Source organism: Nocardia gamkensis NBRC 108242 (genome assembly GCF_001612985.1).
Lineage (GTDB): Bacteria > Actinomycetota > Actinomycetes > Mycobacteriales > Mycobacteriaceae > Nocardia > Nocardia gamkensis.
The window spans coordinates 109,700-131,895 of the sequence record NZ_BDBM01000019.1 but is presented as its reverse complement, the minus strand read 5'-3'; the positions used below and the strand labels follow the sequence as shown (position 1 = coordinate 131,895).

17 protein-coding genes and 2 pseudogenes are annotated in these 22,196 nt (G+C 67.9%); 9 read left to right on the top strand and 10 right to left on the bottom strand.

Annotation, left to right across the window (positions count from 1 at the left end):
- Window positions 1-11 precede the first annotated feature (11 nt).
- Window positions 12-1,055, bottom strand: a complete 1,044-nt coding sequence (locus tag NG1_RS17660) for a glycerophosphodiester phosphodiesterase family protein (protein WP_245659940.1) — start codon at window positions 1,053-1,055, stop codon at window positions 12-14.
- 173 nt (window positions 1,056-1,228) lie between these two features.
- On the opposite strand from NG1_RS17660, the pseudogene NG1_RS38350 reads away from it, so the two are divergent.
- Window positions 1,229-1,624 (top strand): annotated as a pseudogene (locus NG1_RS38350) (toll/interleukin-1 receptor domain-containing protein); the annotation flags it as partial.
- Window positions 1,625-2,479: 855 nt separating this feature from the next.
- Here the strand turns inward: NG1_RS38350 and NG1_RS38345 are convergent.
- Window positions 2,480-3,475: a hypothetical protein gene (locus NG1_RS38345; RefSeq protein ID WP_062972169.1), complete on the bottom strand. Its 996-nt coding sequence runs from the start codon at window positions 3,473-3,475 to the stop codon at window positions 2,480-2,482.
- A gap of 266 nt (window positions 3,476-3,741) precedes the next feature.
- Between NG1_RS38345 and NG1_RS17645 the strand changes: the two genes are divergently transcribed.
- Entirely contained in the window at window positions 3,742-4,932 is a 1,191-nt protein-coding gene (locus NG1_RS17645; protein ID WP_062972167.1) for an NAD(P)/FAD-dependent oxidoreductase, read from the top strand.
- Window positions 4,933-4,942: 10 nt separating this feature from the next.
- Window positions 4,943-5,881 (top strand): sigma-70 family RNA polymerase sigma factor, encoded by a 939-nt coding sequence (locus tag NG1_RS17640; RefSeq protein ID WP_062972165.1) that lies wholly within the window; start codon window positions 4,943-4,945, stop codon window positions 5,879-5,881.
- 120 nt (window positions 5,882-6,001) lie between these two features.
- Here NG1_RS17640 and NG1_RS17635 read toward each other — a convergent pair whose 3' ends face one another.
- Together NG1_RS17635 and NG1_RS17630 are read right to left on the bottom strand one after the other, a co-directional pair.
- Window positions 6,002-8,875, bottom strand: a complete 2,874-nt coding sequence (locus NG1_RS17635; RefSeq protein ID WP_168434046.1) for a TIR domain-containing protein — start codon at window positions 8,873-8,875, stop codon at window positions 6,002-6,004.
- A 447-nt stretch (window positions 8,876-9,322) separates the two neighbouring features.
- Complete coding sequence (locus tag NG1_RS17630) at window positions 9,323-10,204, bottom strand: LysR family transcriptional regulator ArgP (protein WP_062972160.1); 882 nt, start codon at window positions 10,202-10,204, stop codon at window positions 9,323-9,325.
- A 74-nt stretch (window positions 10,205-10,278) separates the two neighbouring features.
- Between NG1_RS17630 and NG1_RS17625 the strand changes: the two genes are divergently transcribed.
- From NG1_RS17625 to NG1_RS17600, 5 genes are all read left to right on the top strand, one after another.
- On the top strand, window positions 10,279-10,902 hold the full coding sequence (locus NG1_RS17625; protein ID WP_245659939.1) for a LysE/ArgO family amino acid transporter: 624 nt from the start codon (window positions 10,279-10,281) through the stop codon (window positions 10,900-10,902).
- A 467-nt stretch (window positions 10,903-11,369) separates the two neighbouring features.
- The gene (locus NG1_RS17620) at window positions 11,370-12,341 is read left to right on the top strand and encodes a DNA polymerase domain-containing protein (protein ID WP_062972230.1); all 972 of its coding nucleotides are present in this window, start codon (window positions 11,370-11,372) and stop codon (window positions 12,339-12,341) included.
- A 485-nt stretch (window positions 12,342-12,826) separates the two neighbouring features.
- Window positions 12,827-13,303 carry a MarR family transcriptional regulator gene (locus tag NG1_RS17610; protein WP_062972154.1) on the top strand — a complete coding sequence of 159 codons (477 nt, stop codon included), beginning with the start codon at window positions 12,827-12,829 and terminating at the stop codon, window positions 13,301-13,303.
- Window positions 13,304-13,399: 96 nt separating this feature from the next.
- Window positions 13,400-14,398: an acyl-CoA dehydrogenase family protein gene (locus NG1_RS17605; protein WP_062972151.1), complete on the top strand. Its 999-nt coding sequence runs from the start codon at window positions 13,400-13,402 to the stop codon at window positions 14,396-14,398.
- Entirely contained in the window at window positions 14,382-15,557 is a 1,176-nt protein-coding gene (locus NG1_RS17600) for an acyl-CoA dehydrogenase family protein (protein WP_062972149.1), read from the top strand. Before NG1_RS17605 ends, NG1_RS17600 begins: the two co-directional genes overlap by 17 nt.
- 67 nt (window positions 15,558-15,624) lie before the next feature.
- Here NG1_RS17600 and NG1_RS17595 read toward each other — a convergent pair whose 3' ends face one another.
- Window positions 15,625-16,152, bottom strand: coding sequence for a carboxymuconolactone decarboxylase family protein (locus NG1_RS17595; RefSeq protein WP_062972146.1), 528 nt, complete (start codon window positions 16,150-16,152; stop codon window positions 15,625-15,627).
- 406 nt (window positions 16,153-16,558) lie between these two features.
- Between NG1_RS17595 and NG1_RS17590 the strand changes: the two genes are divergently transcribed.
- Window positions 16,559-17,071 (top strand): hypothetical protein, encoded by a 513-nt coding sequence (locus tag NG1_RS17590; RefSeq protein ID WP_062972229.1) that lies wholly within the window; start codon window positions 16,559-16,561, stop codon window positions 17,069-17,071.
- A gap of 520 nt (window positions 17,072-17,591) precedes the next feature.
- Here the strand turns inward: NG1_RS17590 and NG1_RS17585 are convergent.
- The 5 genes and pseudogenes from NG1_RS17585 to NG1_RS17565 all read right to left on the bottom strand — a co-directional run.
- Window positions 17,592-18,665, bottom strand: coding sequence for an NAD(P)H-dependent amine dehydrogenase family protein (locus NG1_RS17585; protein WP_062972228.1), 1,074 nt, complete (start codon window positions 18,663-18,665; stop codon window positions 17,592-17,594).
- 34 nt (window positions 18,666-18,699) lie between these two features.
- Window positions 18,700-19,560 (bottom strand): acyl-CoA thioesterase, encoded by an 861-nt coding sequence (locus NG1_RS17580; RefSeq protein WP_062972144.1) that lies wholly within the window; start codon window positions 19,558-19,560, stop codon window positions 18,700-18,702.
- A 61-nt stretch (window positions 19,561-19,621) separates the two neighbouring features.
- Complete coding sequence (locus tag NG1_RS17575) at window positions 19,622-20,239, bottom strand: Rv1363c family protein (protein ID WP_062972142.1); 618 nt, start codon at window positions 20,237-20,239, stop codon at window positions 19,622-19,624.
- Window positions 20,236-21,168, bottom strand: coding sequence for an Rv1363c family protein (locus NG1_RS17570; protein ID WP_245659938.1), 933 nt, complete (start codon window positions 21,166-21,168; stop codon window positions 20,236-20,238). The genes NG1_RS17575 and NG1_RS17570 overlap by 4 nt, the downstream gene beginning before the upstream one ends.
- A 327-nt stretch (window positions 21,169-21,495) precedes the next feature.
- Window positions 21,496-22,126 (bottom strand): annotated as a pseudogene (locus tag NG1_RS17565) (hypothetical protein); the annotation flags it as partial.
- Window positions 22,127-22,196 lie beyond the last annotated feature (70 nt).

Here is a 22,196-nt window from a genome sequence, read left to right as displayed (position 1 = left end):
CGACGTACCTGTCAGGGGCGGTGACAGGCCGGTGGCAGCCGATACCCGCGGTCGGACAGGAGCGCACGCAGAACGTCCGGCCGGTCGGTGATGAGGCCGTCCACGCCGAGGTCGAGCAGGGCGGTCATGGTGGGCCGGTCGTCCACCGTCCAAGGCACCACCCGCATGCCGCGGCGGTGAGCGGCGCGAACGAGGTCCATCGTGGTGAAAGGCTGGTAATCGGGGGCGTCGACGCCGGCGTTCTGCGGAGTGCCGTGCACCGGTGAGACCGCGGCGGCGCCGATGGCGGCCGCCGCCGCGACGTACTTCTCCTGCAACGATCCAGGGAAGTCGTCGATATCCATGCCGCCCAGCCACGGGGAGCCGCCGGGTTCGCCCGGACGCAACTTCGGCCGACCATCGGTCAAGACGATGATCGGCAGGTCGGGCGCCACCTCCCGCAGCCGTAGGAGGGTGCCGAAGTCGAAACTCTGGATGGTGACCTGCCGCCCGATGCCCGCCCGGCGGATTTCCGCCACCACGACGTCCACGAACTGCTCACGCGGCGCGGTCTGCTCGGGGGCGGCTGCCTCGACCTTGGTCTCGATGTTCAGCTTCACCTGATCGGCGCGATACACGCGCACCAGGTCGAAAACCTCCGCGAGCAACGGTATTCGCGCTCCCGGCGCCCTCCGCTGCTCGGGTTGCTCGGCGGACGGCACCGAGCCGCAGTCGATCGTCCGGACCTGAGCCAGGGTCAGATCCCGGATGTAGGTGGTTCCCGGGACATAGGGGAACTTCGGGTCGCCGGGAACGGCGGGTGTGGTGTCCACGCACTTCGCCGGATTCGGATCGCGATCGTGCGTGACCACCGCATAGCCGTCCGCGGTGATCTGCACGTCCAACTCCAGCGTGCTCACCCCGAGCTCCAACGCGTTCGCGAACGCCGGCAACGTATTCTCTGCCACCAGCCCCAACCCGCCCCGATGGGCTTGCAGGTCGAACGCGGCCGGACCATCGGCCGCTCCCGGGGCCACACCGACCATCAGGACACCGGCCGCCAGCACCCCTGCCACGCATATCCGCCACACCGGCCCATCCTCTCGCTGGACGGTAACACCCTGGTGAAGAAGCGACGATCGGCGTAACTTCACCGCCGCCGCGGTCGGGACACAGATGTAGTTTCGGGCATTCGAGAAATGGCGGGAAAATCGCCACCGGCTGACATTCTCTGCTCGGCTACGCCATAATGATGGCCGTTCAAGATCTCGCCATGTGTCGAGGGCTCGATAGCAGCTCTCCTGCGGGGGAAGGCCGGGGGTACGTGAATCGTTATCGGATATTTCTCAGCTATCGCAGGGATGGCACACACCACTTCGTCGGCCGGCTTCGAGCTACCTTCGAAAAGGAGCTTCCGGACGATCTGACCTTCTTCGACAGAGACTCTATCGATGTCGCGGTGCCCTTCCGTGAGGCGATCGTGCAAGCCATCGCCGGGTCGGCCGTGGTCATCGTGGTCATCGGATCGGAGTGGCTCAGCGCCCACAACAGGAGCCGGTTGCACGCCCCCGACGACCCGGTGCGCATGGAAATCGAGACCGCACAGCGTCTGGGGAAGGTGATACTCCCTCTCCTGATCGATGACGCCCGACTGCCCCACGCGGGCGAATTGCCGCCGAGTATCCGGAATCTGCTCGAGCACAACGCGGCCAGGATCAGGTCGGAGGTGTACGACGACGACACCGACAGGCTGATCCGCATCGTCGACGGTCTGGTCGCCCAATCGGTCCCTGATCGCAGGGTCGAGAGCGGCACCGTCTTTCCCGATACCGGAGAGAACGCCAGTAGATTTCTCAACGTGGCGATCGCGGGCACAGTGATCCCGTTGTTCGTCTGGTTCGTATTCCGCGTGCACGGCGAACTGCGCGATCTGCTCTCGGTGCTCTTCGGTGTCTCCGTCGTCGCCGGACATTTCTACATGCTCAGTCGCGGCGACAAACTGGCGATCGATGCGGGCGGAGTCGAGGTCCGGAAAGTCGGCGTCGTCCACCGCTTCTCGTGGCGCGAAATCGACCGATTGGCGATCTATCCCACCGGCAAAAGTGTCTTCCTCGTCGCGCGTATGGTCGATCCCCAGGTGCAAGAGAAGTACAAGCACACCGGCGGCTGGCCCCGCTGGGACGCGAGTACACGCCAACTTCTCATTTGCGATCTGAAAGTCGAAGCCTACCGCAACACCGGGGGTAAAGACGGCGGAACCTTCTCCTTCACCACGGACCGATATTCGGGTGGGAGCGAATATGTATTGGAATCGGTGAAGCGCTACCGGCCCTACGGCGGCTTCGGTGGCCTGCCACCGCCTACTCCGAACACGGATCCGATTCCGCGCAGATTGATCGGCGTGGCATTCGCCGTTGTGCTGGCCGTCCTCGTCACGCTCATGGCGGTGTCGGTCTCCCGATCGACGGATACCGGGCCGACCAGAAGCCGGCACGTCGGATCACAACCTGTGCAGACGATGCCGCCGGCAGTATGTGCTGCCGGTCAGGCAGAGGGCTGCACCGAGTGCGATCCACACGGCCAGGACGGTGACGGCGTGGGTGGCACCGTGGCCCTCGAAGAAGGCGGTGGAGCGCAGCAGGCGGCCGCCCGCTCCGGGCGGTAGCAACTGACCGAGGGTGCCGGACCAGCCCGGCAGCATCTCGGGCGCGGTCGCGGTGCCGGAGAGGGGGTTGCCGATGAGCATCATCGCGATGGCGCCGATCCCGATCCCCAGGTATCCGAGTAGGGATTCCAGTCCGAGGACGGTCAGTGCGGTCGCGGCGATGGTCAGCGCGACGGCACCGGCGTTGGCGGGATACGAACCACTCAGTGAGCCGAACCAGAATTGGAGAATCGCGGTCACGGCCAGGCCTCCGGTCGCCGCGAAGACGATGGCGCCGGTGATCCGGCGTGCGGTGCCGCGGACGAGCCTGGTCAGTAGCACCGCGGCCAGGAGACCGCCCATCACCAATGGCAGGGCGCCTGCGGCCAGGCCGGCGCCGCGTGGGTCGTCGAGGGGCAGCGCAGCGAGATCTCGGACAGTGGTGGGATTCCCGGATTGCGTGTGGCCGCTTGCGATGGCCTGCAGGGTTTGGGCGACCGCGGTACTGGCGGCGGAGGCGATGATGATCTGCGGCGCGCCGGAGCTGAGATCGATTGCCCCGTAAACCTTTCGGTCGCGGATGAGTTGTTCGGCGGTGGCGGTGTCGGCGACTTCGGCGATGTCGAAGCCGCCCGGCAAGCGTTGATCGAGTGTCGTGCGTAGCTGCGCGACCGCAGCGGGCGGGCCGGCGACGGCGATGGGCACATCGTGTACCGACGATCGCACCGATGGCCACGCGAAGGCGGTGAGCAGCACGCTGGTGATCACCGTGAGAAGGGCGACCGTCGCAGCCACCGTCGGCCACGGCGACGGCGACGTATCGGTGGTGCGCGTCGTTGTCTGCGGGGTCATGTCTACTCCTCGAAAAGCGGATTCGCGCCACGGCTCAGTGCGAAGTGAGCGCATTTGCGGCCGAGCTGGAAGATTCCGGCGTCGCGGCCGAAGCCGGTCCGCAGGGGGGGGATCATGATGTCCGCTCCTTCGTTGCAGGGGGTTCGTCCACATGACGGCATGGCAACGAATTTCCTGACACCTGGTGACGCAGATCACTTTGATAGTTGTCAGGAATTCAGGGGCTGTCGCGTTCAGGAAGCACGCGAATCAGACAGGAGCGAATCATGAAGCACCGCATCGTCGTTCTCGGAGCCGGATACGCCGGAGCCTTCACCGCCGGATATCTGGCCCGCACGCTGCACTCGGACGATTTCGAGATCGCCGTCGTCAATGCCGAACCCGATTTCGTCGAGCGGCTGCGCCTGCACCAGCTCGCCGCGGGGCACGATCTTCCCCACCGACCGCTGGCGGAGGTGTTCGCGGGCACCGGGATTCGGCTACGCGTGGCCCGGGTCACCGACGTCGACGTCGTGCGGCGGACCGTCACGGTGGCCGATGGCGAGGGCATCGACCGGATCGGTTACGACACCCTCCTCTACGCGCTCGGCAGCACCGCCGCCGACCATGGCGTGCCCGGCGTCGCCGAGCACGCCTTCCACGTGGCCGCACGGCCGTCCGCCCTGCGCCTGCGCGCCCGCCTGGATGAGCTGGGTGAGACCGGGAAGGTGCTGATCGTCGGCGGTAACCTGACCGCGATCGAGGCCGCCACCGAAATCGCCGAGGCCCGTCCGGGTCTTCGGGTCGGCCTGGTCACCAGCGGCGAACTGGGGGGTTGGCTGGGTCCGAAGGCGCGCCGGCACCTGCTGCGTTCCTTCGAACGATTCGGCATCGCGGTCCACGAGCACACCGAGATCGAGCGTGTCGAGGAGACGAAGGCCGCCGCCGCCGACGGCAGCGTGTTCGCCGCGGATGCGATCGTGTGGACCGCGGGCTTCGCCGTCCACCCGATCGCCGCCGCCAGCGGTCTCGCGGTGGAAGCCGACGGACGGATCACGGTAGACCGTCAGATGCGGTCGGTCTCGCACCCGGATGTCTACGTCGCCGGTGACAGCGTCTTTGTCATCGGTGAGAACGGTCGGCCGTTGCCGATGTCGTGTGCTTCGGCGGGGTTCACCGGCACGCAGGCGGCGGCCGCGATCGTCGGGGATCTGACCGGCCGCAAGATCAAAGCGACCGCGCTGCGCTATGTCGGCAACCACATCAGCCTCGGACGCAAGGACGGGATCTTCCAGCTTGTCGACGGCGCCGGGCGCGCGAAGGCCGGGGCCCTGTGCGGCAGGCTTGCGGCGCGAGTCAAGTCGGCGATCGTGGCGACCAGCGCTTGGGCCATCAGCCGACCGACCTACGGAATGCCGACTCGCCGGCACCGCTCGGCCACCAACCGAGAGCGCTCGCCCGAAGTGCTCACCGCATAGGGTCGGGCGCATGAACACCGCCACCGTGACGCGTTTCGAGGCCAGCCGGAACCGCCTGGCCTCGCTCGCCTACCGGCTACTCGGCTCGGCCGCCGACGCCGAGGACACGGTGCAGGACGCGTTCCTGCGGTGGCAGGCCGCCGACCAGGAGTACGTCGAGGTCCCCGAAGCTTGGCTGACCAAGATCGTCACCAATCTGGCCCTCGATCGCCTTCGTTCGGCGCAGGTGCGGCGCGAACGCGCCGTCGGCGCCTGGATGCCCGAACCGCTGCTCGACGGCGACCCGATGCTGGGCCCTGCGGAGACCGCCGAGCAGCGCGAATCGGTGACCCTGGCGGTGCTGACCCTCATGGAGCGCCTGTCGCCGACCGAGCGAGCTGTTTACGTTCTGCGCGAAGCGTTCGCGTACAGCCACGCCGAGATCGCCGAGATTCTCGGCATCACCGAGGCCGGGAGTCAGCAACACGCGCACCGCGCCCGGCGTCGAATCGCCGCCGCCGGCAAACGCACCGAGGTCGATCAGGCCTCCGCGCGTCGAATCGTTGAGGCGTTCGTTGCCGCCGCCTCCTCGGGCCGGACCGAACGGCTGGTGGCGCTGCTGACCGACGACGCGAGCGGTGTCTCCGACGGCGCCGGAGGCATGGCCGAGAAGCTGATCCGCTACCTGAACCCAGGACAGATCGCCCGTGCGGTGCGAGCCGGCTTCAAACCTTCCGTGGCCAAACGCAAACTCGTCGGCGGCTCTCCCGCTGTCCATGCCGCCGTGATCAACGGCTGCCCGGCCGTGCTCTTCACACTCGACGCCCGGGTCCTGGGCGTCACGATCCTGGAGATCCGCGACGACAAGATCGCGGGCATACGCGGTATCGCCGCCCCGAGCCGACTCGGCCGCCTCACCGAACAATGGCAGCGGCGCCGGCAGGATGCCCCGCTGATCGAATCCTGGTAGCCGACAAGCTTGTAGGCGCGGCCGACCGACGGCGGCCGGCACCGGCGGCCGACCAGAGAGAAACCTTGAACGAGCTGTCACGCCCAGTGGGCAACACGGCTGACGGCGGTAGAACGCGCCCTACGGACAGCGGGCCTGCGGGGGCCGCGCAACTCCCATCAAGGCGCTCCACTCGGTGTCGGTGAGATCGGTGCCTGCATGCGCGCAAGCGGTCCGGATCAGGCCGTCCGGTGAGATGTCCCGTTCTATCAGCGTTCCATCGACGCCGCCGGGGAACGCTGGACCGGGATTAACCGTCACGAGATACCGTCCGTCAGCGGACAAGGCGACGGCGGATGCGACGTGCCAAATGGAATCCGGCTCGAGTTCGCCCAGATTCGTGCCGTCGGCGGCGAAGAGGGTGATATACCCCGCCTGGTCTTTCGCGGCGACCACGGTCGCGTCCGCTGCGGCGGCGAGCTGCGCGGACGCGTCGCGGGTGCTGCGGAAAGGGATCGTCCGCTCACGCTGCGAGCCGGTCCGATCCCATATCTCGATGCTGTCTTCCCGGCGGATCAGCAGATGCCGCCCGGCGAACAACACCGCCTGCACGTCCTTGCCGTCGATATCGTGTGTGTTCTGCTGTCCCGACAAGTCGTAGACCGATATGTCGTCGGCATCGCGCATGACCAGGAACTCTCCGGCGGCGTCGATTCCCGCTTCCGAGAATTGGTCGGTGTCCACCGCGCCGCCCAGCGGGATGAATTCGGAATCGATGCGGCCGGTGGCCAGATCGTGCAGATACGCCCGTCCCGTGCTTGCCAGAGAAACAGCGGTCGGTGATGAGGACGACACTCCGGCCGCCTTGACGCTGACATGCGGCGGCGGCGAGGACAGGATCGCCACCTCGAACGGAGTCTCCGCCTGTGGCCGGTGGGCGGATACCCGGCGTTCGTAGCCGAATGCCGGATTCGCGGCGATTGCCAACAGGGCGCCATCCGCGCGCCATGCGGGAACACCGGACAGTGCCGGTATGGAGCGCTGCCGGGATGAGTCCGGCCTGAGCTCCTGCACGATCACGACGTTGTTGTCCAGCGCCGAACCATCCGGGTCCTTGCCCACGCCTGTGATCACCGCTGTGCGTCCGTCCGGGGACAGCGACAAGCTGGGCGGACATGAATTGCATCCTTTGACGATCGGCACGGGAAGGGATTTCGCCAGCCGGTCGCGCTGCGCGAGATCCCACAGGGTTATCAGCCGCCCGGACGCCGAAACCAGTTGGGTTTCGGAGGTCCCGAGGAAACGCAGTAGCTTTCGGTCGAAGTCGACGGCAGTACCGGTGATCAGTGGTGGCGGCTTCGCAGGCGTTGGCTCGCCGGTCACGGGCGCTACATAGAAGCCGGCGTCAGCACTGGGCACCGCTGCTATACGCCCCGATCGGCTGAGCACGGCGGAAGCAGACCGCCTGGGCATGGCGACACCTACATATTCCGGCTCCGGGCGGACAGCATCAGGCGACGGCCGCAGCCGGAAGACGGGTACCGGAATGCCGGGCAAGACCGCGCAGGTGAACGAGGACCCGTCGGGAGACAATTCTCCGACGCCTTGACCTACGCCGCAGGCGTTGTCGGTGTCGAGGGGGGAGAGGTCGACGGCGGCGCCGTCCGGAAGCGGAACCTGCCGCACCTTGCCGTCGGTGCCCAGCAGACGCAAGGTCGTGTCGTCGATGAACACCATGCTGTTCATCTCGCGATCGGTCGGATGTGTGGCGATGACCGCTCCAGAGGCGATGTCGATGATGTCGACCGCCCCTGAAGTGCCACCCGCCGCACTGGATTCGCTTCGATGCACCGCACCGAACTTCCCGGACGCGGATATGGCGACGACTTTCACTTCGCCCGTGTCGGACACGCCGAAGTCCGGCCGGGCCGCATTGCTGCCCCACAGCGTGATCGAGGCGCCGTCCGTGGCGAGAACCGTTCGGCCATCCGCGGCGACGGCGACCGAGAGGATCTTGCCGGGTAAACGCGTGACCGTAGTCGTCTCCGGATTGCCGGGCGCCCATGTCACGACTTGTCCGTCAGCGAGTCCGGCCACCACAGTCCTACCGTCGGCGCTGCTCTGCAAGGTGGTGACCTCCGCGGGTGCGGCACCGTAACGGGCAACTCGCGGACTGGCCGAATTCGCGCGGAGCAGAGCGGCATGGTGTGCGGGGCTCGGGTCGAGACGGTAGGCCGCGACCGCCAGAAGCAGGGCCGCGCGGACATCAGTGGCCATCCTGGTATCGGCGACGGAAGCCATGAGCCGCGCCGTGGCGATCCTGGCCTCCTCTTCGGCGCGATTGCTCTGCACCCAGGCGATGAACGCTGCGACGAGCGCGATGACCAACAGCATGGCCAGTGCGCCGATGGCGATGTTCGCCACGCGCAAGTTTCGCTTGGTCTGCTGGTAGCCCTCGGATTTGAGGTCCGCCTCGGATACGCCGCGAATCACCGCGGCGATGCCGACGGCGATGGCGTCGATGTCCGGATGCGGGGCTCCGTCCGCACCCTCGCGCCACTTGATCGTCTTGTATACGGGTTCGGAGGCGAATACGCCGAACAGGCGTGGCGGGAGCGCGGTCGAGCGAACTCGGTCCCAATCTCTCGCCACCTCGTCCCATGCCAAGGTCCCGGCGCTCAGGACCAGCAATATCGTCTCGGGAGACCGATTCGCCAGCCACCATTCGATCTCGCGATCCACCCACATGGATGCGGCCGCCTCGGGCGAAGCCACTACGACGAGCCACTGGGAACGCGACAGGCCCGCGACGATCTTGCCCTCCAGTTCGGGACCGATCGAGATTCCGCTGTAGTCGAGGAAGATGCGCATGCGCGGGAAGCGGTACCACGGTCGTGGCAGCTTCTCGATCGCGTTCTGGATCAACGGAAGCACCGCCCGGTCCCGGTCACCGCTGTAGGAAATGAACGCGCCGTAGCCGGTGTCCGCGCGGACAGTACGCCGTCTCAGCGCCACACCCACAACCGCCCCTCGCGTCCTGCCGCGTTCGCGCCTGCTGTCCCACCACCGAGGCATCGCCGCCCGCCATCACGAATCATGCCTTCGACCGGCATCAGGCCCCTCCTCCCGATTGTCGAAGCTTCGGCACTCGCCTCGATACCGATTCAACCATCGCACCGGCGTACGACACCAGGCTCAATCACTGGCTCGCAATGGATTTCGGATCTGTCAAGTCATGACCGAAATCCGCTAACACCGCCTGGCGCCCAGTGCTGGGCGGCGAACCCGACACCCAGGACGGGAACTGAGGTCGCGGCAGTACGGCCGTACGTGCACGATGGAATGATCAGACCAGTTCTCGCCTACAGCCACTGGGCGTTCGCGGCGCACGGCCGAGCCGCTCATTCGCAGATGCACATCGAATTCATCCCATCCAGACGCGTTTGGCCCCGACGACCATGGTCAGCGCAGCACGTCCGCCGCTTCGGCCGCGATGGCGGCGGCGACGGCGGCGAGGGCGGGGGAGTCCAGCCGCCACTGCTGCCAGTACAGCGGGACATCGATGACGACGCGGGGGTCGATCGAGACCAAACGGCCGGTGGCCTGGTCGTCTCGGGTCTGCAGGTCGGGCAGCATGCCCCAGCCGAGCCCCAGCCGGACCGCCTCGGCGAATCCTGTGGAGGACGGTACGTAATGGCGCGGCGGATCCAGTGGTTTGCGACCGCGTTTGCGCAACAGGCGATCCTGTAGATCGTCTTTGCGGTCGAACAGTACGACCGGCGCGGCGGCGTAGGCTTTCGCGGTCGCGCCGTCGGCGAACCAGGTGGCGGCGAACTCCGGGCTGGCCATCGGCCGGTAGCGGATCGCGCCGAGCCGCTCGACCTTGCAGCCCTGCACCGGTTGCGCGGTCGAGGTGATCGCCGCCATCACGGTGCCGTCGCGCAGCAGGCGCGTGGTGTGTTCCTCGTCCTCGCGGTGGATCTCGAAACACACGCCCCGCGGCGCGCGGCCGAGCGCGGGCAGCACCCAGGTCTCCAGCGAGTCGGCGTTGACTGCGATCGGCACCCGGATCGGACCGTCGGCGGGCTCGCCGCCGAGTTCGCGCGCGGTGTCTGCCGACAGCAGCTGGATCTGCCTGGCCAACCGGAGCACGGCCAGCCCGGATTCGGTGGCGCGCACCGGTTTCGTGCGTTGCACGAGGATCCGGCCCGCGGCGTCCTCCAGTGCCTTGATGCGCTGGCTGACCGCCGACGCCGTCACGCTCAAGCGCCGCGCCGCGGCGTCGAACGTGCCCTCGGTGATCACGGCGTCTAGTGCGCGAAGCTGGTCGAGTTGCAGATCCATATCAAGAGATGCTAATGATACTTAAGATTCTTTAGCTTGCCTGGATATGATCAGCACCCTTAGCGTCGCTGGACGTGAGTGTTTCCTCCGCGGCGCTGGCCGCCGCCTCCGGTTTGGGCTTCGGTTTGTCGCTGATCGTGGCGATCGGCGCGCAGAACGCGTTCGTGCTGCGTCAAGGGATCAGCGGCGGGCATGTGCACGCGGTGGTGGCGGTGTGCGCGGTGTCCGACATCGTGCTGATCGCGGCCGGGGTCGCCGGCTTCGGCGTGCTCGTCGAGTCGGCCCCCGCGGTGCTCGTGGTGGCGCGCTACGCGGGCGCGGCGTTTCTGATCGGCTATGCGGTGCTGGCGGTCCGGCGGGCGTTCGGCGCCGCGGCGCTGCGCACCGAAGCGGGGCGGGCCGGCGCGGCACTGGGCGCGACGGTGGCGACAACCCTGGCGCTGACCTGGTTCAATCCGCACGTCTATCTGGACACCGTGGTGTTGTTGGGTTCCCTCGCCAGCACCTATGCGAGCCCGGATCGCTGGTTTCTCGGCGCGGGGGCGATGCTGGCCAGCGTGCTGTGGTTCACCGCTCTGGGCTTCGGTGCGCGCCTGCTCGGTCCGTTGTTCACCCGTCCGCTGGCTTGGCGGGTGCTGGATTCGCTGATCGCGGCGGTGCTGCTCGGCCTCGGAGTGGGACTGTTGTGCGGCGGATGAGCACCGCGATCAGAGCCGCGCTTCGATCTTCCTCGACGTCGGTCAGGCCCGTGAAGTCGTAGCCGCTCTGCCAGATCGACCCGATCGAACGTGAATCCTCCTGCAGGACAATACGACCCGATTCGAGAGGTGCTGGTCGTCATCGAGAACGCGTAGCCGAGCACGGCACCTGCCCCAGCGTCACCGTCTGCGCTCGGGGTCGGCGCAGCACGGCCGGGCTATCGTGATCTCCCGGTCGGCGACGCGGTGTCGGCCGGCGTTGCGATAGCGGCTATACACCGAGGTGCCCTCGGCTGGGGCAAGACGCTGACTCGTCAGTGAAGGGTCGCAACATCGCCGACTCGATGCTTACTCGGCTCGGGCATCGCAGTTTGCGTGCAGGTGGAAGAACAAGTGGAGACAAGTTCGCCACCTCCGGGTGACTCCGGTGATTGACCGGCGACCGGTGGGTGGTGGAGGGTGGAGCGATGGCGGGAGGCGAGCTGCGTCACGGGGTCGAACTGTCCAATCTGGATCAGCCGTTGTTCGAGGAGGCCGAGGCGAGCAAACGCGATCTGGTGGACTATCTGGAGTTCGTCGGGGAACGGTTGCTAGGAGTGCTGCGCGGACGGCCGCTCTCGGTGGTACGGGTGCGGCCGGGACAGGAGCCGTTCACACAGAAAAACCTTCCGAAGTACACGCCGGAGTGGGTGGCGCGGACGAAGGTCTGGGCGGAGAGTTCGCGGCGGGAGATCACCTACGCGCTCTGTGACGACCTGCGGACCCTGATCTGGTTCGGTAACCAACGGGCGGTCGAATACCACCCCACCTTGTTCCTCGCGGAATCCGCACCGGAACCCACGCATCTGGTGCTCGATCTCGATCCCTCACCGGGGCAGGTCTTCGCCGACGCCGTGGCAGGTGCCCGGCTGATCCGGGAAGCGCTGACTGCGGACGGGCTGTCCGGAGCGGTGAAGACGAGCGGTTCCAGGGGATTGCATGTGTTCGTGCCGGTGGTCCCGGGGATCGACGTCGAGGATGCGGCCGCGGCGACGCGGGCCGTGGCGGCGCGAGCCGAGCGGATCGATCCGTCGGTCGGCACGACAGCGTTCATCAGGGAAGATCGCGGCGGCAAAGTTTTTCTGGACGCCACGCGTGCGGGCGGTGCCACCGTGGCCGCGGCCTACAGCCCGCGTATCCGGCCGGGCGTCACCGTGTCCTTCCCGCTGCGCTGGTCGGACCTCGATGACGTGACGCCGGCCGATTTCACGGTGCGGACGGTGCCGGGCCTGATCGGCGACGACGATCCCTGGGCAACGGAAATGCCTGCCCCACAGGAGCTTCCACGCGACCTGGTCGAGGAGGGTCACACGATTCCGGTGGCCAGGGTGCAGGCGATGCACGAAGGCAAGCGGCGCGCCCGTGCACGGCGTGCGAGCGCGGACACGCCGCCCAGCTGATATCGCTGGGCGCCGGGCCGGGAATCGCCGAACGTCACGCGAGGCAGATCAGGAACGCGTTGACGTTTACGGCAGGCGGAAGGATCAAGGGTAAGCACGGCGGGGCCGAGAACCCGGCCATGACTTCTTGTCGCTCCGGTGCGGGCCCGGGTTCGGCGGTGGCCGTGGCCGAAGCGGCTGCGATGGCGGGGGCGACCATCAGGGCTGTCGCCCCAGCGCGCAACTTCTTGTACATGACGAACCTCGCTGTCGTCGGTGCCGGGCTCCTCCCCTCCCCGGCGAATTCGGCTGGTCGATGGATGGCTCGGGCCGCCGGGTGGCTGGACCCGGCGACAGAGCGGATTCGGTGCTTACCCGCTCTGATCGATTACCTCGCTCTTCGAGGTCATCCGCAAGGGCCGCTCGGTGAACCGCACCGTCGCATGAAAGGCTATTCTCTCCGTGAGAGAATCTCGATATCAGAGAATCCGGAGGAGGGAGACGTGATGTCGGCACCGAGCACGCGCGAGGAGACTTTGGGTGCGCTGCGTGAGGAGTTGCGCAGGCACGCGACCCAGACGGTGGTGTTCCATTCGGCCGTCGCCGCACGGCTCGGCATCACGGTCACCGATCTCAGCGCGCTGAACCTGCTGAGCATGCTGGGGCCGCTCACCCCGGGGCAGTTGGCGGATCGGCTCGGCATCACCCGCGGCGGCGCTATCACCACCGTCGTCGACCGGCTGGAGCGCGCGGGATACGTGCGAAGGAGCCGGGATTCGGAAGACCGGCGGCGGGTCCGGGTGGAACTCGTCGCGGTGCGGGCGGAGGTGGCGGTGGCCCCGCTGTTCGGTGAGCTCGCCGCGCTCGACGGAGGCCTGCCGGACGATGACGCGACCCTGCTGACCCTGCTGACTTTCGTTCGCGACGTCAACTCGGCGCTCGTCCGCGCGACCGGACGGGTCTCCGAGGCGCACGCGGTCTGACCGCTCATCGACACCGTCCCGAAGTGTCGCTTTCCAAAATGAGAATGCTATTCTCATATCGGTGCACGCGATGCTGCGAGAGGGAAGAGGGTCGAGATGCTGTTCGAGTTCGACGCCGACCAGCGACTATTGCGCGAGACGGCGCGTGAGGTCACGGCGAAGCAGTGTCCGCCCGCCCTGATCCGGGACATCGTGGACAAGGACCTCGAACCCGGCCCGTTGTGGCAGACCTATGTCGACGTCGGCTGGACCGAACTGACCGATCCGGCCCTCGGCGTCGAATTGGCCATCGTCCTGGAAGAACTCGGACGCGCCACCGACCCCACTCCTTTCCTGGCGTCGATGACCCAGTTCGCCCCGCTCGTCCCGGGCGCGGGGCGGATCGAGCGACCGTGCACGGCGGTGCATTCCGGCGTCGCCGTCCGGCGCGACGGCCCGGGATGGCGGTTGGACGGCACCGCGCGCAACGTGCTCGACGGCGACCGGGCGGAACGTTTCGCCGTGGTCACCGACGCCGGTGTGTTCGTGGTGCCCGCCGAGGCGGTGACCGCCGCCCGCACATCGGTCTTCGACCCGGTGCTGCACGTCGCGGAGGTCCGGTTCGCCGGTGTGCGGGTCACCGACGCGGACCGCAGCGGGGCAGATACCGAACGCGCCCGTCAGCACGCGCTCACCGGGCTCGCGCTGACCACCGTCGGCGCCTGTCAGCGCATTCTCGATCTCGCCTTGGAGCACGTGCGCGGCCGTCGTCAGTTCGACAGGCCGATCGGATCGTTCCAGGCGGTGCAGCACAAGGCGGCCGATATGCACATCGCGATCGAGCGCGCCCGCGCGCTGGGGTTCTTCGCCGCGTTGTGCCTTGCCGCGGACGACCCGCGGCGGCGGATGGCGGCATCCATGGCCAAGGCGTCCGCGGGGGAGTGCCAGGCGCTGGTCTTCCGCCATGGTCTCCAGCTGTTCGGCGCCATGGGATTCACCTGGGAGAACGACCTACAGTTCGCGCTCAAGCGGGCCAAGGCCGGCGAGCTGATGCTCGGCGGCGCGGCCGAACACCGGGCGCTCATCGCCGAGGAGTACCGTGCAGCTCACCTTTGATCCCGACGTCGAGGCGTTCCGCGCCGAATTCGTCGCGTTCCTCACCGCCCATCTGCCGAGCGAAGCCGAGGCCACGGAGCGCTCCCTCTCCAGCGCGCACGTGCCGGAATGGGCGCGGCGCTGGCAACGCCTGCTGTTCGACAACGGCTGGCTGCTTCCTGCGAATCCGCCGGAGTTCGGCGGGCGCAACGCCACGGTGCTGCAGCAGTACGTGCATCTGGAGGAGCTGTCCAAGCGGCGGATCTACCACAGCTTCAATCCGCAGGGGGTCGGGATCGTCGCGGCCTCGCTGCTGTCGTTCGGCACCGAGGAGCAGAAGCGGCGCTGGGCGGTGCCGATCCTACGGGCCGAGATCACCGCCGCGTTGGGCATGAGCGAGCCGGGAGCCGGTTCGGACCTGGCCTCGCTGCGCACCAGGGCGGTGCGGGACGGGGACGAGTACGTCGTCGACGGCCAGAAGGTGTGGACCTCCGGCGCCCATGCGGCCGACGTGCTGCTGACCTTCGTGCGCACCGATCCCACGGCGCCGAAGCACCGGGGCATCAGTGTCCTGCTGATTCCGACCGACTCGCCCGGGGTGACGCGACGCCCGTTCCCCTCGGTGTGCTCGCCGGACGATCTGGATTTCAACGAGGTCTACTTCGAGGGTGTCCGGGTGCCCGCGGCGAACCTGATCGGCGCGCCGAACCAGGGCTGGTCGGTGGCCACCGGGTCGCTCGGTCACGAACGCACGCTGCTGTGGCTGGGATACGCCGACCGGCTGGAGGATCTGCTAGGGGACTTCCGGCCCCGGACCGTGTTCGACCGCGACGCGTACGCGAAGCTGGTCATGGACGCGCACGCCCTGCGATTGCTCGGGTCGGCGGCCCTGGCGCGGGAGGCGCGCGGGGAGCAGGACGTGCCCGCCCTCTCGATTCTCAAAGTGCTGGGTTCGGAAGCCGTGCAATCGGCGTCGGAACAAGCGCTGAACGCCGTCGGGGTGGACGGGCTGGCCCACCCGGCGATGAGCTCCCGCCCGAATTTCCTGAATCTGGACCACTTCTCCGCCGGTTGGTTCGAGCGCTACATCCGGAGTTTCGCGGGCACCATCGCAGGCGGCACCTCGGAGATCCAGCGGACGATCATCGCCGAGCGCGTGCTCGGCCTGCCGCGCGGCTGACCTGCGAAAGTCGTCGCCCACCCGGTCCTTCCACGCGGAAGTGCCGGGTCGGCGACGACGGCGAGCGCTAGTGTTCGACTTGGACGCCGAAGGTGTTGAAGGCCATGGCCAGCGTGGTGTAGCCGCCCACCGTGAAGACGAGATCCATGCGTTGCCGCTCGTCGAGACGTTCGCCCAAGGCGGCCCAGGTTTCATCGGACAGCGCCGACTTCTCGCCGAGTTCGTCCACGGCCCGCAGCAGCAGGCGGTCGAAATCGTCGTCGGCGGCCGCCTCGCCCCGGGCCGCGGCGATATCACCTTCGGTGAGTCCGGCCGCGGCGCCCATTCGGGCGTGGTGATGCCACTCGTACTCGCACCCGCGCTGATGGGCTACCCGCAGGATGGCCAGTTCGCGCAGCCGGGGCTCCAGCGTGGACCCGAACAACAGATGGACATTGAAGCCGAGGAAGGCCTTCGTCAGGGCTGGATGGCGGACCAGGGTCGCGAGGGCGTTGCCCGCCGCCGTCGGGTTGCGGCGGTCGGCGGGCAGCATGCGGGACAACGCGGCGTTCACCGTGTCGTCCCACTGGTCCTCCGGAAGTGGGCTCACCTTCATCGCCTTCTCCTATTCTCCTTGAGAATATAACTCTCGCATTTGAGTACTACATTTTCAAACTCTTCGACCGCAGTCAACGTACGAGGGACGTGGCCGTTCGGCGCGGGCTGTCGCGAAGGGCGCGCTGGCGTCTCGTTGGGGAACTCCGTCTTCCCTTCCGTCCGACGTTCCGAGCGCCGTCGAGTATTGATTCTCCCTTGAAGAGAAGCTACCTTTCATTTGCGAGAGTGTGTTACCGAAGGTGGTCGGCCGCCTCCGCGGGGCACCACCCCGCCGCTCCGAGATCGGCCGATGGCCCAGTGCAGGGAGGGTGAGCATGGCTGCTCGAGACTTCGAATCCGTCGACCGGGGCTTCGGTGGAGCGCATTCGGTCACCGGGTGGCGCGCCCATGCGCGCAAGCATCTGCTGCGATACCGGCTGGCGGTGGTCGCGGTGAACGCCGTCGATGTGGTGCGCCATGCCGGCGGCTGGCTGTGCGACCGGACGATGGCGGGTTGGGAGGTGACCGTGCTGCTCGCCGACTGCTCCGACGCGCGGGCGCTGCAGATCCTCGGCGCGACCGTCCTGGATCTCGAGCGCTCGCTGGCCACACCCGTGCACGACACCTGGCCGCATGCGGTGGCGGTGGCCCCGGAGCTGTTCGCCGCCGACGCCCGGGTTCGGCAGGGTGTGCTGGACTGCCTGGACCACGGGCTGATCGAAGTCGCGCTGTGGGGCGAGGGGTTGCCCGAGGAACTCGACCGCAGGCTCGGCGCGGTGCATCACCCGCTGAGCGTCGCGGCGCAGGCATTCAAGAGCTGTGCGCTGACCGCGGCGGGTGTGCCCGCCTCCGACGTCGGTGCCGCCGAGGTGTTCCGCAGCGGGGAACTTCTACTGACCGGACTGTGGGGCGGCACCGACCTCGTCACGGCGGGCTGAACGCGAAAAGTGCGGCCGGGAACGGATTCGCCCGCCCGGCCCGCTACTCGGGTCAAGGCCGCGCCGGAGTCGGACCGGCGGGGCTCGTGGAGATCTGAGGGTTCCCCTGCCAGCCGCATGGAAGCCCGCAACTGGGCCTGACCTCGGTCTCCACCCGTCCGTCGCGCAGTTCCCGCACGGTCGCCGACGCCTGGGCGGGGTATCCGCAGTCGGGGCATTTCGCGAAGTAGTCGAGCACCTCCCGCACCGTCACACGCAGCGGAGCGTCGGTGTCCGGCCTGGCCTTCCCCGGCCGGTCGTGTCTCCACAAGCGTGCGCGGATTTCACGGGCTCGCGGTGCGCCCGCCCGGGCGCTCTCGGGGCGGCGCGCTGAACCAGAAGCGGGCAGACTCTGCTCGGTGTGCCCGAAGGGCACGGAATGGCCTCGTGCGAAACCGGTTTCGCTGTGCGCAGTCAGCGCGCTGCCTTCGTCCATATCTACGAGAATAGCATTCTCGTATTTGGAAAGTAGAGTTCTGAATCAGCCGAGATTCGCGGTCAACGGGGGTAGGTCGAGGGTGGTGCGGATCCCGGGCGGCGCGGCGCAGAGGTAGGTGACGGCGTTGACGGCGCGGTTGGCCGCGTATCGCGGCGACATGGCGCTCATCCGGCTCGGGTCCACCGGGTAGCGCAGATCCATCTCGATCGGTGTCTCGCCGTCGATGGCCACGTGCCATCCGGTCTCGCGCACCGGCCAGCCCGGCCGCAGTGCGGAGGTGCAGTACCACGTGGACCGTAAGCGCAGCAGGACACGGCCGCCGCCCCGTCCGGAGACCGTGATGCGCTGTGCGGCCACGGTTCCCGCCGCCAGCGTGGTGAACTCCAGCGGCACGTCGTGCTCGGCGAGCGCGACCTCGCCGACCACTTCGAACGCGTCGAGGGGCAGGCGGACGGCGTCGGCGACGAGCCGCAACGACGGACCGAAGGTATGGATGGCGTGGGCGAGGCGCTGTTCGTCGAACGGTGCCGGCGAGGTACCGAAACCCATTGTCTCCACGAGCAATCGCGACATACCCGGGCGGGCGAGGTCGACACTCTCCTCGATCGTCAGCCGGTCGATCCTGCGCTGGACCGAGCTGAGTGCGACGGGAAGCGTTTCGGTCACGAAACCCGGCGCGATGCCCGTGCTCAGGATCGAGGCCCCGCCGAACCAGCACGCCGCCTCGATCCGCGCGCATACCTCGGGGTCCACGGTGTCGGGGTGCCGCAGGTCGCCGTGCGTGGTGACCACGTTGACGCCGGCGACCAGGAGACGGCAGACGTCGTCCACGTCGAAAAGGCGCGGCATGTACAGCACGCAGTCGGCGCCCAGTGCCAGAATCTCGTCGACGTCCGTGGTCGCGGCGACGCCGGTGGTGCTGCCGGATCCGCACAGGACGCCGGCGTCGACGCCTGCCTTGGCGGGATCGTGCACCCGAACACCCGCGAGCACGAGGTCGGGATGATCGAGCACGGCGCGCAACGCGTGCGCCCCGACGCCGCCGGTTGCCCACTGGATGACCCGATAGGGGCCTGGTGTGGCGTCGTGACCGTGCGGCCGTCGATTCGGGTTCATGGGGGCGTCCATTCCGTAGTCGGGGAGGGAGGAGTTACGGCCGGAACCTGAGCAGGCCCTCCTGCGCGAATGATGCGACGAGCGTCCCGTCTCGGTCGAAGACGTCGCCCTTGCCGAAACAGCGGCCGTGTGCGACGAGTGGACTGTGGTGGCGCAACAGCAACCACTCGTCGGTGCGGAACGCGCGGTGGAACCAGATCGAATGCGTGATAGTCGCCGAGGTGAACGCGGTGCCGTTACCGCTCTGGCCGAATCCTTCCAACGGGCGCAACGCGGTTCCGATGGGGCTCAGGTCGGTCGCGTAGGCGGTCAGAGCGGCGTGTAAGTCCTCGGGTACCCGTGGGGTCCGCATCCACAGCTCGTAGTCGGGCGGATGCGCGTCGGTCGAATCGAGGTCGGTGGTCGATCGGGTCTCCCAGGGCAGGATCGGCACGTCGGTGCGGTGCCGCGGTCCGGGCACAGGGGGGATGCCCGGAACGGTCTGGTGCTCCGGACCGTCCTCATGGGCATGCATCGAGACGACCGCGGTGGCGACGACGTCCCGCTTCTGCCGGGCCGTGACGGTGAGCGCGGCGAACGAGCGGCCTTCGTGCTGGCGCTGCACGATGTAGAAGACCGGCGAGTCGCCCTTTCCTTCGTGGGCGAACACCACGTGCAGGGATTTGACCGCCTTGGCGGGGCAGGCGGACATGGCCGCACGCACGATCTGCGCCAGTAGCTGCCCCCCGTACAGCCAACCGTGGTCGAGCCGCTGGCTGGGACCCTCGTACACGGTCAACGTCTCGCGGCGGCGGCCATCGGTCGCGGGCCGGGTTTTCGCCGCTCCGGACGCCGGTGAAGTCGGCCGCTGGCGTAGGTCGAGGCAGGTGAGCAGCTCACTCCAGAGGTCAGGCATACCTAATTGTATGTCGATTCTCGTAAACGAGAATTAAATTTCCCGAAGCGGCCGCAATCGGCTAGACCGGGTCGAACGCCGAGATCCGCCATGCGCTGTCGGCCTTGCGCAGGGTGACCCGGACGCTGCTCGCGGCGAGGGCCGGGTCGGGTTTCTCCGCGCTCGTGGTGCTCTGGTTGATGAACACCAGGACCACCGCCTCGTCCTGCCGCTGTTCCGACACCGCGGCGCGCACGACGGTCGCGGTGGTCCGGACCGACTTCTGCTTGGCGGCGGGCGCCACGACCTGCTGGGTGAACTGGCTGTAATACGACAGGAAGTCGCCGGTGAGAAAGGACTTCGCGGAATCCAGATCCCGGTCGAGGGTGTCGGGTGCGTAGGACAGCAGCGCCACCGTGCCGCGCGAGGCGGCATCCAGCGCCGCCGCGGCGTCGTCATCGGTCCGGCTGTCGGGCCGGTATTGCAGGAAGAACAAGCACGCTGCGGTGGCGACCGAGGCGACGACGAGTACGGCGAGTAGGGCCGGGACGTACTCGGTCCGCAGCGTGTGGGACAAACCGCGCGCTGAGCCCGGCTTCCTGATGCGCTTCGTTCCGGGAGATTTCGTGTCCGTCGGCGCGTGCGCGTCCTGCTCGGTTCCGGTCTCACGCGCGACGACCGATGCGCTGTCGGTGGTCACGGTACGAACTCGACTTTCGACATCTTGAGCTGATCTCCGTCCCGGGTCACGGTCACGCTCAGCCGCCAGGCGCGAGGTTCTTGGCGTGCCCCGGCGGAATTGGTGACCTGCGAGGTCGCGGCGACGAGGACGACCGCGGAATCCTTCGTCATCGACTCGATCGCGGTGGCGTTCACCTTGCCCTCGGTGGCGACCTGCGATTGCTGGATCACGGTTGTGAAATCGGTGGCCCGCGCTTGGAAGTCGCCGCGGAAGGATCCGGTGGAATTGTCCAGGACCCGCTGCACGTCCTCGTTCGCCCGTTTGAAGTCGAGAGTCGTCAAAGCGACGACGCCTTGCCGTGCGGCGGCGGTGAATTCCGCTGCGCGACGGTCGTTCTCGGTGATGTCGTGATGGTGCCGGATCGAGTATCCGCTGCCTGTCAGTGCCAGGGCGATCACGACGAGGGCGGCGGCGACCATCGTGGAACGACTGCGGAGGCGGCCGATGAGAGTGCTGCGGAACCGGGTGCGCCGCGGAAGCGACTCGGCCTCGGCCGGATGCGCGATGTCAGCGGGGTGGTCGTCCGCCGACGTGGTTGGCTGCGCCGGATCGGCCGAGTGCGTGTCCGCGCGGTGGCCCGGCGTCTGTTGTTCGCCGGGTTCATCCTCCGCGGCTGCCTGCTCCGCAGGTGCCTGTGCGCTTTGCGTTTCCACAGCGACGGGCCGCTGCGGGGCGGTGCGCGCTCGGCGGCGCGACTCGGCCGCCCGAACCCGGGCGCGGGCTGCCTCGGCGCGCGCCTCGGCTGCCTGTGCCTCCGCCTCCGCGGCCTCGGCGGCCAGCGTGAGTTCTTCGGCGTCGGCCTCGTCGAGCGGGCTGCCGGCCGAAGCCTGTTCATCACCGTCCGACAGGGGTGGCGATTCGACGGTGCGTCCGGTGCTCGGGCTCATCACCACCTCCGCGGTGTCGCAACGGATCGTCGAGCGGGACTGGTCATCACGACTCCGATTGCGTCGACTTTGACGAGAATGACGTTATCACAGCAATGTGCATACGAGCCGCGATCGGCCGCTGCTGCCGCCGATAAACGCCAGTTAGCCAGCGAAAATAGCATTTTCGATGGATTCGGATGAGGCCGTGCCACCTTGGGTCAGTCCAGCGGTCCGCGCATGCGGATCATTCCTCACATGAGCGTCGCGCGGCTCGCGCGGCGACGACCTGCCGGACCGCCGTGGTGTCCGCGCCGAGCGCGGAGGCGCGCGAAGCGGGGCGGGCCTCCAGGCCAGCGCGGTCGAGGCCGGGATGGTGCGGCCGCTGAGCACCAGGTAGCCGGTTCGCCAGCGGCCGATGCGGCGGGTGACGCTGACCGTCCCGCCCGCCCCGGGGAGGAGCCCCAGGTTCAGTTCGGGCAGGCCGAATTTGCCCGGGTGCGGTTGTCGAACGCGTTGTGCCGCTGCGGCCGGTCGAAACGGATCGTCACCATGTGGCCGCCGCGGACGACTTCCAGCGGGCCGGACACCTCCGCCGGGATCACCGCCGGTTCGCGTTCACGCAGCCAGGTGCGGAACTCCGGCCCGCCTTGCAGGGTCGAGTACGCCAGCGACTCGGTGAGCAGGCCGGTCCGCACGTCCGTCGTCTGCGCGGCGCGCAGGACGTCGTCGCAGATCGTGGCGGCGATGAGGCAGCGTTCGAAGTGTTCGCGCAGTTCGGCCACGGTCTCCTCGACCGAAGCGACGGTGACGACCCGCGGATCGTCGCTCTCCGCTTCGGTCAGGGTGAAACTGGCGGTTCCAGCCAGTGCTCGGCCGCGGGCCCGGTGGGGTTCGTGGCGACCGCCACGACGACTCCCGATGGCGCCGCGTCGATTCCCGCGTCCGGTGCGGAGGTCGCCTCGATCACTCGGAACACCAGTCTTCGACCTTCCTCGTGCGTCGGCATCCTCGCCGGTGGCGGCCACGAAAGGGCTCCTCGGCCGACC

What these genes read in the sequence shown, in the direction of transcription:
- NG1_RS17570 (WP_245659938.1), bottom strand. Translation starts at nt 21,168, where the DNA reads ATGAGCCCGAGCACCGGACGCACCGTCGAATCGCCACCCCTGTCGGAC.
- NG1_RS17605 (WP_062972151.1), top strand. Translation starts at nt 13,400, where the DNA reads ATGCTGTTCGAGTTCGACGCCGACCAGCGACTATTGCGCGAGACGGCG.
- NG1_RS17645 (WP_062972167.1), top strand. Translation starts at nt 3,742, where the DNA reads ATGAAGCACCGCATCGTCGTTCTCGGAGCCGGATACGCCGGAGCCTTC.
- NG1_RS17585 (WP_062972228.1), bottom strand. Translation starts at nt 18,665, where the DNA reads ATGAACCCGAATCGACGGCCGCACGGTCACGACGCCACACCAGGCCCC.
- NG1_RS17595 (WP_062972146.1), bottom strand. Translation starts at nt 16,152, where the DNA reads ATGAAGGTGAGCCCACTTCCGGAGGACCAGTGGGACGACACGGTGAAC.
- NG1_RS17630 (WP_062972160.1), bottom strand. Translation starts at nt 10,204, where the DNA reads ATGGATCTGCAACTCGACCAGCTTCGCGCACTAGACGCCGTGATCACC.
- NG1_RS38345 (WP_062972169.1), bottom strand. Translation starts at nt 3,475, where the DNA reads ATGACCCCGCAGACAACGACGCGCACCACCGATACGTCGCCGTCGCCG.
- NG1_RS17640 (WP_062972165.1), top strand. Translation starts at nt 4,943, where the DNA reads ATGAACACCGCCACCGTGACGCGTTTCGAGGCCAGCCGGAACCGCCTG.
- NG1_RS17610 (WP_062972154.1), top strand. Translation starts at nt 12,827, where the DNA reads ATGTCGGCACCGAGCACGCGCGAGGAGACTTTGGGTGCGCTGCGTGAG.
- NG1_RS17580 (WP_062972144.1), bottom strand. Translation starts at nt 19,560, where the DNA reads ATGCCTGACCTCTGGAGTGAGCTGCTCACCTGCCTCGACCTACGCCAG.
- NG1_RS17620 (WP_062972230.1), top strand. Translation starts at nt 11,370, where the DNA reads ATGGCGGGAGGCGAGCTGCGTCACGGGGTCGAACTGTCCAATCTGGAT.